10 protein-coding genes are annotated in these 11,376 nt (G+C 42.2%); 3 read left to right on the top strand and 7 right to left on the bottom strand.

Annotation, left to right across the window (positions count from 1 at the left end; all coding sequences use genetic code 11):
• Positions 1–86: 86 nt before the first annotated feature.
• Positions 87–500 (top strand): hypothetical protein, encoded by a 414-nt coding sequence (locus tag ACSC97_RS12060; protein WP_436661156.1) that lies wholly within the window; start codon positions 87–89, stop codon positions 498–500.
• Here the strand turns inward: ACSC97_RS12060 and ACSC97_RS12055 are convergent.
• Positions 448–1,350, bottom strand: a complete 903-nt coding sequence (locus tag ACSC97_RS12055; RefSeq protein ID WP_436661154.1) for a LysR family transcriptional regulator — start codon at positions 1,348–1,350, stop codon at positions 448–450. The genes ACSC97_RS12060 and ACSC97_RS12055 overlap by 53 nt on opposite strands.
• A 133-nt stretch (positions 1,351–1,483) precedes the next feature.
• Here ACSC97_RS12055 and dkgB point away from each other — a divergent pair, with 133 nt between their 5' ends.
• Complete coding sequence (dkgB, locus tag ACSC97_RS12050) at positions 1,484–2,290, top strand: 2,5-didehydrogluconate reductase DkgB (protein ID WP_436661152.1); 807 nt, start codon at positions 1,484–1,486, stop codon at positions 2,288–2,290.
• Positions 2,291–2,292: 2 nt separating this feature from the next.
• On the top strand, positions 2,293–3,480 hold the full coding sequence (locus tag ACSC97_RS12045; RefSeq protein WP_436661150.1) for an MFS transporter: 1,188 nt from the start codon (positions 2,293–2,295) through the stop codon (positions 3,478–3,480).
• 35 nt (positions 3,481–3,515) lie between these two features.
• Here the strand turns inward: ACSC97_RS12045 and ACSC97_RS12040 are convergent, their stop codons facing one another.
• From ACSC97_RS12040 to ACSC97_RS12015, 6 genes are all read right to left on the bottom strand, one after another.
• Positions 3,516–4,163, bottom strand: coding sequence for an START domain-containing protein (locus ACSC97_RS12040; protein ID WP_436661148.1), 648 nt, complete (start codon positions 4,161–4,163; stop codon positions 3,516–3,518).
• A gap of 100 nt (positions 4,164–4,263) precedes the next feature.
• Positions 4,264–5,085, bottom strand: coding sequence for a 4-hydroxy-tetrahydrodipicolinate reductase (gene dapB / locus ACSC97_RS12035; RefSeq protein ID WP_004910297.1), 822 nt, complete (start codon positions 5,083–5,085; stop codon positions 4,264–4,266).
• A gap of 251 nt (positions 5,086–5,336) precedes the next feature.
• Positions 5,337–6,449 (bottom strand): molecular chaperone DnaJ, encoded by a 1,113-nt coding sequence (gene dnaJ / locus ACSC97_RS12030; RefSeq protein WP_004951083.1) that lies wholly within the window; start codon positions 6,447–6,449, stop codon positions 5,337–5,339.
• A 141-nt stretch (positions 6,450–6,590) separates the two neighbouring features.
• Positions 6,591–6,968, bottom strand: coding sequence for a hypothetical protein (locus ACSC97_RS12025; protein WP_004910303.1), 378 nt, complete (start codon positions 6,966–6,968; stop codon positions 6,591–6,593).
• A gap of 132 nt (positions 6,969–7,100) precedes the next feature.
• Positions 7,101–10,229, bottom strand: coding sequence for an efflux RND transporter permease subunit (locus tag ACSC97_RS12020; protein WP_129261256.1), 3,129 nt, complete (start codon positions 10,227–10,229; stop codon positions 7,101–7,103).
• 2 nt (positions 10,230–10,231) lie between these two features.
• On the bottom strand, positions 10,232–11,332 hold the full coding sequence (locus tag ACSC97_RS12015; protein ID WP_004910310.1) for an efflux RND transporter periplasmic adaptor subunit: 1,101 nt from the start codon (positions 11,330–11,332) through the stop codon (positions 10,232–10,234).
• Positions 11,333–11,376: the final 44 nt, after the last annotated feature.

The following is an 11,376-nucleotide window of genomic DNA, read 5'->3' as shown; positions in this document are numbered from 1 at the left end:
AAATGGGTAATGTACAAGTTGCTGTAGAAGCATGTTTAGTTCGTCTGATCACAGATACTTTATAAACTATTTTAATACTTTTTTGAATCCGTCAATGCGTAAGTCCTATATTAGTAAGTATATTGCTACTTACAGGTTGTCAGTTGCCTGATCAGAAAACACATCAGCAGCAAGAAATTTGCAAATCTCTCGCTGAAGGTTATTTGAAAATTCAAAACCGACAAGGTTATGAGCTATGGAAGCTAAAAAATCATAACCCTCAAACCAAAACAGATACGGTAGAGTTGACCTATAAAAAACCCAATGAAAATGGTGTGGTCGTAAGCGCATCATTATTACCAACAGTTGTTTTGGAATGTACACGCAAAGAGCAACAGATTGTCTTGTCTATCCCTCAAACAACAGGAGAATCTATTCCTGTTCTCGAAGTTCAAGTTCCACCCACGTCTACTGACACACAGAAAAACCTTGGCTTAGTTGCTCAGACAAAAATTCAATAAAGAGACGAACACGTTTGGCTAAATGCTCTTGTTGGTAATAAACAGCATGGATGCTTTGATAAGAGTGCTCAATTTGGTCTTCAAATAATGCGACCAAACGTCCTTCGTTTAAATCTTGCCAGATTTCAAACTCAGATAATCGTGCAATTCCCTGTCCTCGTAGACACAATTGCCGTACTGTCTCCCCACTAGATGCTTTGATTTTGGCTTGTGCAAAGAAGTATTCATCATCTACTTTAATCGGCCACTGATTAATATGAATCGGGCGTGTGAAGCCAATTAAATCATGCTGTAACAATTGTTTTGCTTGCGTCGGTGTCCCCATCCGTTTTAAGTAATGTGGACTTGCCACAATATACAAGCGACTTTTACATACCAATTTTGCATGAAGACTTGAATCATGTAATTCACCAAAGCGAAATGCGACATCAGTTTTATGCTCTAGTAAATCAATCACTTGATCATTACTGTTTAATTCAATTTCAATATTCGGATAGCGCTGCCGAAATACACGCATCAAAGGAGCAATCACATGCAAGATAAATGGCGCGGCCGAATCAACACGAATCAAACCAGATGTATCTTGATCTGCACGCTGCAAAGCTTCTTCGGCTGCACTCAAATCATTTAAAATCTTTCGGGCATGCGCTAAGAACTGCTGACCTTCTTGAGTGAGTTTTAATTTTCGCGTGGTGCGTTCCAGCAATGTCACTTCAAGCTTAGACTCTAAACGACTCAAAGAACGACTCAAGCCAGATGCTGTTTGACCTAATCGCTCAGCAGCTGCAATAAATGAACCTGTATCAACAATCGTTATAAAGGCGAGCAATTCCTCAATACTTGATTTCATCATCACCCCCTATTGTTGATATTCAGTCAACTATATTTTGCAAATTCATCTATTTTTTAGCAACAATAATCATCGCAAAATTGCCTTCATCAACAAATTAGACTCTTTTGAGTTAAAAAATTAGGTGAAGAATATGCAAATCCCTCAATTTGGTTTAGGTACTTATCGTTTAAATGATCAAATCCTGATTGATTCAGTCAAAACCGCCTTAGATGTCGGCTATCGCGCTATTGATACAGCACAAATTTATGAGAATGAAGCAGCAGTAGGACAGGCTATCCGTGAAAGTGGGATTGCTCGCCAAGATTTATTCTTAACTACAAAAATATGGATCAATAACTTTTCTGAGCAACGCCTGATCCCAAGCCTAAAAGAAAGTTTGCAAAAAATAGGCACTGAAGCAGTTGATCTGACCTTAATCCATTGGCCAGCACCATCGCAAGGGACAGATATCACAGAAGTGATGCAATTATTATTAGAAGCCAAACAACAAGGCTTAAGCAAACTCATTGGGATTTCAAATTTCAATATTGCACTTACTCAACAAGCGATTGATAGCATTGGCACAGAACATATTGCCACCAATCAAATCGAACTAAGCCCTTATTTGCAAAATCAAAACTTGGCAAATTACCTGACACAACAACAGATTGATGTGACCTCTTATATGACTCTTGCTTACGGGAAAGTGCTCAAAGACCCAACTTTGCTTGAGATTGCAGCACAACATCAGGCTACTTCAGCACAAGTTGCTTTAGCTTGGGCATTACAAAAGGGTTATGCGGTTATTCCATCATCAACCAAACGTGAGAACCTGATCAGCAACTTGAAAGCACAAGAATTAAAACTAAGCGAACAAGAAATGCAGCTGATTGCGGAACTGGATCGTAATGGTCGTGAAATTGACCCACCTGAACTTGCACCAGTATGGGATAAATAAACATGAAGCAGCGCATCAATCTTCCTTTGCTCGCATTAGCTATTGGTGCGTTTGCCATTGGAACCACTGAATTCTCGCCTATGGGCTTATTGCCGAACATTGCTCATGATCTTGGTGTTTCGATTCCAAGTGCAGGTATGTTGATTACAGGTTATGCCTTGGGGGTGATGCTAGGTGCCCCAATCGTCACTTTATGGTTCGGTGGTTTTGCTCGTCGCAATGCTTTAATTTTTCTGATGGCCATTTTTACCATAGGCAACTTAATTGCGGCATTTGCACCAAATTATATGAGTCTGATGGGCGCACGCTTGATTACCAGTCTCAATCACGGTGCTTTTTTCGGGATTGGCTCAGTCGTCGCTGCGAGTGTCGTACCTGCACATAAACAAGCCAGTGCTGTAGCTACCATGTTCATGGGACTAACAATTGCCAATATTGGTGGCGTTCCTTTAGCGACATGGGTAGGACAAACAATTGGCTGGCGGATGTCTTTTCTTGCGATTGCGGTGTTGGGTGTAGTAACGATGTTTTCTCTATGGAAAGCACTGCCTGTGGGTGCTGTTGGAAAAAAACCCGACGTTAAAATGGAATTAAAAGTTCTCTCTCGGCTCCCTGTGATTTTGGCACTTCTTACCACTGTGTTCGGTGCCTCCGCAATGTTTACCCTTTACACCTATATCGCCCCGAGTTTAGTTGCTTTCAATCACGCCTCACCGATGTTTATCACCATGATGTTAGTTTTGATTGGGGTTGGCTTTTCGATTGGAAACCATCTAGGTGGCAAGCTTGCAGATCGATCTATTGATAAGACGTTAATTGGCTTCTTCATCGCCTTGATTGTATTGATGGCCGTTTTCCCTCTGCTGGCTCAAACCCAAGTCGGAGCAGCTGTTGGGCTTGTTCTATGGGGCGCGGCAGCATTTGCAATTGTGCCATCACTGCAAATGCGGGTTATGTCGGTAGCACATGAAGCATCTGGTCTCGCTTCCTCTGTAAATATCGGAGCATTTAACTTAGGCAATGCAGTTGGTGCGGCGGCTGGAGGAGCTGTTTTAAGTCTAGGTCTGAGCTATGCCTCAGTATCAATGATCGGAGCAGCTCTTGCAGCGATTGGATTACTTTTGGTGTTTATCCAAATCTTTCTCGCATCTCGATCTAAGCTTAACTATCAGCACTGCACCCAAATCTAGAACATAAAAAAGCCTGATTGAATCAGGCTTTTTTATTACTTCAGTACATCTGGTAATTTCGGTTGTGCATACAAAGGATTATTCACTTCCTTTTTCATTTTCATCAGCATTTGATAGGGTTGTTGCTGTACAAACATATTCACAAAACTAAGCGGAATTGCACCAGCTGGATCTGCATAACCTGTTGTTGATACTTTGACTTTATTATTTGCTAACTTTTGAAAAGTCCAATCACCCTCATAGCGGGTTAAACGAATCACATCAGGCTGTTCAGGATAGTTATTTTTAATGGCATTGTTTTTAATACTAATACTGCCATCCGCATTTTTACTCATTTTCCCTTTAATCACCACATCGCGATCTTTTAATGGAAAAGGAAAATCAAGCACCATATATAACGTGAACTCGCCCTTCTTCTCATCTCGAGATAATAGTTGAGCCTTACCCACATAAGGAACCCATTGTGGGGTGCGTTCAACATCTAGAACTACGGCTACAGCCCGTTCTAATGGCACATCAAAAGTTGTTTCTGCTTTATATTGGAATACTGGATTATTTTCAGTTTGATATGTCCAAACTTTAATATTATTTCGGTGCAAACTGAGTTTCGGAGCTTCTGCGGCACTGACGACCAAACTCGTCGCACTTAGCAGCGTAGCAAGAACAATATATTTTTTATTCATGTCATGCTCAATTGTTGTAATGAGGTTTGGAGCTTATCGTGCTTTTTGGGATTTATTGAAAGCGCAATAAGCTCTTTTTATAGTGCAAAAAGAGAACTTTTTATACTTGAATATCGTTAAAGCCTAAGACATCTTTCATGTCATATTTACGAGCTTCACGCCCTACAACCCATGCTGCTGCACGTACTGCACCCGAAGCGAAGTTCATACGGTTTGTCGCTTTGTGCGTCACTTCAACACGTTCACCTTCACCGATAAACATAACGGTATGCTCACCCACAATATCGCCACCACGAATGGTTTCAAAACCGATAGTTTGACGATCACGTGGACCCGTATAGCCTTCGCGGCCATAGACTGCAACTTCTTTTAAGTTACGACCTAAGGTATCAGCGATTGCTTCACCCATCATAAATGCTGTGCCAGACGGTGCATCTACTTTATGACGGTGATGTGCTTCAATGATTTCGATATCGACCGTATCACCAAATACTTTTGCTGCAAGTTCCAAAAGTTTGATTGATACATTTACACCTACAGAATAGTTTGCAGCATAAACAACTGGGGTTTGAGTTGCTGATTCATCTAAGAATGCTTTTTGTTCCTCAGACATTCCCGTCGTTCCAATCACCATCGCTACACCAGCTTCACGACAAAGCTTTAAGTGTTGTTCTGTTGCGGCTGGTGCAGTGAAATCAATCACCACGTCACAATCTTTTAATACTTCAGCTAAACTGCCAACGATCTTTACGCCCAAACTTCCAACGCCTGCAAGCTCACCTGCATCTGCGCCGACTAAACTGCTTTCAGGGCGTTCTACTGCTGCTGCAAGTTGATAGCCTGCCTCTTGTACAGCCTGAATCAGAATACGGCCCATGCGTCCGCCAGCACCTAAGATCCCAATGCGTGGAGAAGTTGACATAATGTTTCCCAGTCTTTTATTTAAACAATTTCGCTACTATAGCAAATGAATGGCATCTATACATCTATAAAGTATTACTTATCATAGACTTAAATCCCCCTAACACCTCTTTAAAAATAGAGGGTAAATTTCTGCTAATTCAGTATGTTATAGGATAGACAATGCTCCCTCATTTGAAAAATGAAGGTTGCTGAGGATTTAAAATTTCCCATAAAAAAACCTGCCGAAGCAGGTTTTTTTATTGATGCCTATTAATCAAAGAGGCGATCAAAGAATGATTTTTTCTTTGGAGACGATGCATGACCATCACCATCTAAAGAGGCTTGTAATTCTTTAAGTAACTCGCGTTGACGGCTGGTTAAATTTACTGGGGTTTCTACAACGATGCGGCAAAGTAAATCACCCACCATACTACTACGTACAGGGCGAACACCTTTGCCACGTAAGCGGAATAATTTACCCGTTTGAGTTCCCTCCGGAATCTTCAAACTCACACGACCGTCCAAGGTTGGGATTTCAATTTCTTTACCCAAAGCGGCATCCGCGATACTAACTGGCACATCCATATATAGATCAGCGCCATCACGTTGGAAAATTTCATGCTCGCGCACAACCACTTCAACGTATAAATCACCTGATTGACCATCACGAATCGCTTCGCCTTTACCTGTTAAGCGAACACGATCACCGTTGTCCACACCCGCAGGGATGGTAACTTCAAGTGTTTGTTGACGATCTGCAACACCAGAGCCATGACAAGTATTACATGGATTTTTAATAATTTTGCCTTGACCACGACAGGTGCTACAAGTTTGCTGCACAGAGAAGAAACCCTGTTGCATACGAACTTGACCTGAACCATGACAAGTGCGACATGTTTCGACATCGTTTGGATTTTTAGATCCTTTACCATCACAAGTTTCACATGGTGCAGGAGCAGTAAAAGTAATGGTTTTTTTAACGCCTTTAACTGCTTCTTCTAAGGTCAATTCCATCACATAGCGGAGGTCTGAACCGCGGCGTTGGCGTTGCTGCTGGCGACCGCCACCAAATGCACCACCAAAAATATCACCAAATTGGCTGAAAATATCTTCGGCACTAAAACCGCCACCGAAGCCACCGCCACCACCAAAACCGCCTTCAAATGCACTATGCCCAGCACGGTCATACATACTGCGCTTTTCACTGTCAGACAGGATTTCATAGGCTTCTGATGCTTCTTTGAATTTTTCTTCAGCTTCAGCGTTGTCAGGGTTACGGTCAGGGTGATACTTCATCGCCAACTTACGATAGGCTTTTTTGATCTCATCATCACCTGCGGTTTTCGAAACGCCTAAAACCTCATAATAATCACGTTTAGCCATGGTTGGCGATGCTCCTCACGGAATTTATTAAATCTCTACGAATAAATAGGCTCTGTTGATCTTATTTTTGAGATCAACAGAGCCTAGATAGGGGCTATATTACAAATTTACAAGGTCTAAGTTAATAAAAAAGCAGCTTTATTAGAAAACTGCTTTATTTTTTAAATACTTAGAAAGTCCTTTCAGCCAAGCATTCAACAAGAATAACCAAGCAATTGAACTAAATACGACACCTGCGACTGTTGTAGCAGTCACCCAAATTGCACTGTCCCATGCAAAAAAGAACAATGGGATAAACCACAAAGAGGCAAAAAAAGCCATCATAATAAATAACAGCACATTACGCATGATCCATAGGGCATGCGCATGAATCCAAACTTCGGCATTATCCACAATCGCAACTTTTCGTGCAAACATGTATGCAAACGCAGCAAACAAAATTGTAAATAATGCAAGAAACATGAACACGTAAGAAATCGCTACATAGCGACGATGCTGTTCAATATTGTCTTGCCCCATGCTCTATTTCACCTCAATCCATGCATTTTGCCAAATCAATCATGCAATGAAATTCAATTATTTTTTGGTCTTAAAATATAGGTGCTACTATATTGAAATTTTCAATATTTCGCACCTTTATTCACAAAATAATTACGTTAGATATGTTGCTTTTTTGACCTTAAACCACGCTGCATAGAGTGCAGGCAGGAAAAATAGGGTCAATAAGGTCGCAACAATCAATCCACCCATAATTGCAACAGCCATTGGACCAAAGAAAATACTGCGTGAAAGTGGGATCATTGCAAGAACTGCAGCGAGTGCTGTCAGTACAATCGGACGGAATCGTCGCATCGTCGCATCAATCACCGCATCCCATGCTGCTTGTCCAGCCTGAATATCTTGCTCAATCTGATCAATCAAGATCAATGAGTTACGCATGATCATACCAGACAAGGCGATTGTCCCAAGCATAGCGACGAAACCAAAAGGCTTATTAAACAATAGCAAGAATGCAACAACGCCTATTAATCCTAATGGTGCGGTTAACAATACAATCGTCGCACGCGACATACTGCGTAATTGAATCATGAGCAAAGTCATCACTACAGCTAGGAATAATGGCATTCCTGCATTGACTGAACTTTGACCCTTAGCAGATTCTTCAACAGTTCCCCCAACTTCGAGCAAATAACCATTTGGCAGATCATCACGCAAGTCCTGCATCTGATCAGCTAACTGCTGAACTACCGTGGCAGGTTGTAGATGGCTACGAATATCTGCTCTTACAGTAATGGTTGGTAAACGGTTACGATGCCAAATCAATCCTTCTTCAAATCGTGATTCGATTTTTGCAATCTGTGCCAATGGGACTGTTGTGCCCTGCGTTGTCGGAACTGCTAAAGATGCTAAAGATGCCACTTCTGCACGCTCAGCCTGATCTCCTCGCAAGCGAATTTCAATTAACTCACGTTTTTCGCGATACTGATTCATCACTGTACCAGTCACCGAAGCATTCAAGAAATTGGCTAAATCAAAACTCGTAACACCCATTTGACGCGCACGGTCTTGATCGATTTCGATAGCAATAATCTTACTTGGCTCGCCCCAATCTAAATGCACATTGGTGGTATTCGGATCTTCACTCATCACTTTTGCCACTTTTTGTGCCCATTGACGCACGGTGCTTAGATCTTCTCCTGAAACACGATATTGCAATGGGTATCCCACTGGTGGACCATTTTCGAGCAACGAAACACGCGTACGCACTTGAGGCAATAACTGCTTGATTTGCGTTTCTAAAGAACGGCGAATTTCATCACGATCATCTAAAGACGATGCGAGTACGACAAACTGCGCAAAACTGGCTTGCGGTAGTTGTTGGTCTAAAGGTAAGTAAAAGCGAGGAGAACCTGTTCCAACATAGGCAACATAATTATCGATCCCTTTTTGTTTAGATAAGAATGACTCCACCTTTTTAACAGCCTGTTCAGTCGCTGTCAGTGACGCACCTTCTTCAAGCTTTAAATCCACTAAGATTTCTGCACGGTTAGATTGTGGAAAGAATTGTTGAGGAACGAATTTAAACATCGCAACTGATAAAACAAAGATTGCCACCGTGACTGCGATTACTGTTTTACGGTACGTAATACAGAGCTCTACCATACGACGGAAAGACTGATAAAACTTGGTTTGATAGGGATCATGGTGCTGTCCATGTGCCTGTACAACAGGTTCAGGCTGTTTCCGCAATCTCGCCCAAAGCCTCAAATACCATGCTGCTTTCTGTTGTTGCTTGGTGAAGTCAGGGAGTAATTTTTCACCCAAATATGGAACAAAGAGTACGGCTGCTATCCATGACACAATTAACGCAATGGTTACGACTTGGAAAATAGAACGTGTATATTCACCAGTGCCTGATTGTGCCGTTGCAATCGGTAAGAAACCTGCTGCGGTAATCAATGTTCCTGTCAGCATTGGAAATGCCGTGGTTTGCCACGCAAATCCTGCTGCTTTGAGTCTGCTATAGCCCTGCTCCATTTTAATTGCCATCATTTCAACAGCAATAATGGCATCATCGACCAACAAACCGAGTGCAAGAATCAAGGCACCGAGGGAAATCTTATGCAGACCGACATCAAATAGATTCATCCCTGCAAAGGTCATTGCCAAAACGAGTGGAATAGACAAAGCCACCACCAGTCCTGTGCGAAAACCCAATGAAAAGAAGCTGACCAATAAAACGATAATGACCGCTTCAGCCAATACCTTTAAAAATTCCTGAATACTGCGTTGTACTGCGACTGGTTGATCTGAAACTTTTTGAAGTTTCATGCCCACAGGCAATGATTTCTGCAAATGATTAAATTCGGTTTCTAAGTTTTTGCCCAAAGCGATGATGTCACCGCCTTTGCGCATCGAAACCGCGATGCCAATGCCATTTTCCCCCATAAAACGCATACGAGGTTGAGCAGGTTCACTGAAGCCCCGATAAACATCAGCAACATCCCCCAATTGAATGGTTTTATCACCGACCAATAGCGGCATTTTTTTCAGATCATCTACACTGTGCAAATGTCCACTGACGCGAAGTTGAATACGATCTGTGCCAGTTTCAAAGAATCCTGCACTTGCCATATCATTTTGCTTTTGTATCGCTTCTTGAATGGCTGTCACAGGTACACCGAGCTGCACCGCTTTGGTATTGGATAATTCAATCCATATTTTTTGATCTTGTAATCCGACTAAATTGACCTTGCTCACATCTTTGACTCGTTGCAATTGCAGTTGCAAACGATCGGCATATTCTTTCATTACCGCGTAGTCAAAGTCGTTCCCTGTAAGGACATAGATGTTGCCAAAAGTATCGCCGAACTCATCATTGAAAAATGGTCCTTGTACACCACTGGGTAACTGATGGCGAATATCATTGACCTTTTTTCTGACGTTGTACCAAACATCAGGTATTGCACTCGAAGGTAAACTGTCTTTAGCAACAAAAGTCACCAAAGATTCACCGGGACGTGAATAAGCCATGATGCGGTCATACTGACCTGTGGTCATCAATTCTTTTTCAATTCGATCGGTCACGAGTGTCGAGACTTCTTTAGCCGTTGCACCAGGCCAGTAAGTCTGTACCACCATCACTTTAAAGGTAAAAGGTGGATCCTCACTTTGCGACAGCTTGGAATAAGACATAATCCCGACGATGCCGAGTAGCAGCATAAAATAAAGCACAATGCCTTTATTTTTCAGTGCCCATTCTGAGAGGTTAAATTTCATGATTAACCTCCAGTTTTGATCGTGACTTCACGATTCTCTCGGTCTACAGGATGAATCTTTTGTTGCTCACGTAACAAATGCACACCGCCAACCACAACCCAGTCTGTTGCTTTTAAACCAGACAGGACAGGAACACTATCTCGACCATAGGCGCCTAAGCGAACTGGAACTTTACGTAAGGTCTTATTTGTCGTCACGACCCATACAAATGCCTGCTGATCATTAGCCGTCACACTAGAGAGTGGGACGCTGAGGACATTTGTTTGATTTGCAACAAAGAATACACGCGCACTTTGTCCCAACTGAATGCTAGATTGACCTTCCAATAAGGAAACCTTGACCGTAAATGTTCGAGATTGATCAGCAGCAGGAGAAACCTCTCGTACTTTAGCTGCAAAGCGAAGGTCTGGCTGAGACCACAGTGTGACCCAAGCAGGCTGCCCCACTTTAATCGTTGCGACTGCTTGTTCAGGGACTCCAAATACAACTTCACGCTCTCCATCAATCGCGAGCAGATAGGCAGCCTGTCCTGCTGCAACCACCTGACCCACTTCAATTTGACGTTCGGTAATCACGCCATTTTTATTGGAGATCAGTTGGTTATATCCCGTTTGATTCGAAGAAACTTCATAGTTTGAGCGTGCTTGTTGCAAACTTGCTTGCGCTGCTTCGTATTGATTTTTGATCGCATCAAATTGTGAGCGACTGACTGCATTTACTGGCAATAATTGCTGATAACGCTGATATTCTTGCGCTGCAATTTTTGCTGCTGCTTGTGCACTGTCTAGCTGTGCTTTAGCTGCATTAAGTTGTAACTGAGCATCTTTAACATCTAACTTCGCTAATACTTGCCCAACTCTGACTCGATCACCAACATCGACAAAGCGTTCGGTAATTTGTCCTCCAACACGAAATGCCAATGCCGTTTGCTGTCTCGCCTGTACATCACCTGCATAGCTTTTTTGATCAATATGATTACTACTCGGTTGCGCGACCATGACATAAGGAATTTCTTCCGTCTTTGGAACCTCTTTTTGACATGCTGTTAAAGTGACACTGCTGAGTACGAGCAATCCCACAATTACATGATTTAGCAGATTCATCTCTTTTTCGCTCTTATTCAAATTGATTTTTTAAGGCACAATAT

Origin of the sequence: Acinetobacter sp. P1(2025), from assembly GCF_051390655.1 — a bacterium.
Lineage (GTDB): Bacteria > Pseudomonadota > Gammaproteobacteria > Pseudomonadales > Moraxellaceae > Acinetobacter > Acinetobacter junii.
The sequence above is the reverse complement of the archived record's forward strand: the minus strand, read 5'-3'. Positions and strand labels throughout refer to the sequence as shown.

Coding starts and splice junctions, on each gene's coding strand:
- ACSC97_RS12055 (WP_436661154.1), bottom strand. CDS start 1,350: ATGAAATCAAGTATTGAGGAATTGCTCGCCTTTATAACGATTGTTGAT.
- ACSC97_RS12025 (WP_004910303.1), bottom strand. CDS start 6,968: ATGGGGCAAGACAATATTGAACAGCATCGTCGCTATGTAGCGATTTCT.
- ACSC97_RS12045 (WP_436661150.1), top strand. CDS start 2,293: ATGAAGCAGCGCATCAATCTTCCTTTGCTCGCATTAGCTATTGGTGCG.
- dnaJ (WP_004951083.1), bottom strand. CDS start 6,449: ATGGCTAAACGTGATTATTATGAGGTTTTAGGCGTTTCGAAAACCGCA.
- dapB (WP_004910297.1), bottom strand. CDS start 5,085: ATGTCAACTTCTCCACGCATTGGGATCTTAGGTGCTGGCGGACGCATG.
- ACSC97_RS12020 (WP_129261256.1), bottom strand. CDS start 10,229: ATGAAATTTAACCTCTCAGAATGGGCACTGAAAAATAAAGGCATTGTG.
- dkgB (WP_436661152.1), top strand. CDS start 1,484: ATGCAAATCCCTCAATTTGGTTTAGGTACTTATCGTTTAAATGATCAA.
- ACSC97_RS12015 (WP_004910310.1), bottom strand. CDS start 11,332: ATGAATCTGCTAAATCATGTAATTGTGGGATTGCTCGTACTCAGCAGT.
- ACSC97_RS12040 (WP_436661148.1), bottom strand. CDS start 4,163: ATGAATAAAAAATATATTGTTCTTGCTACGCTGCTAAGTGCGACGAGT.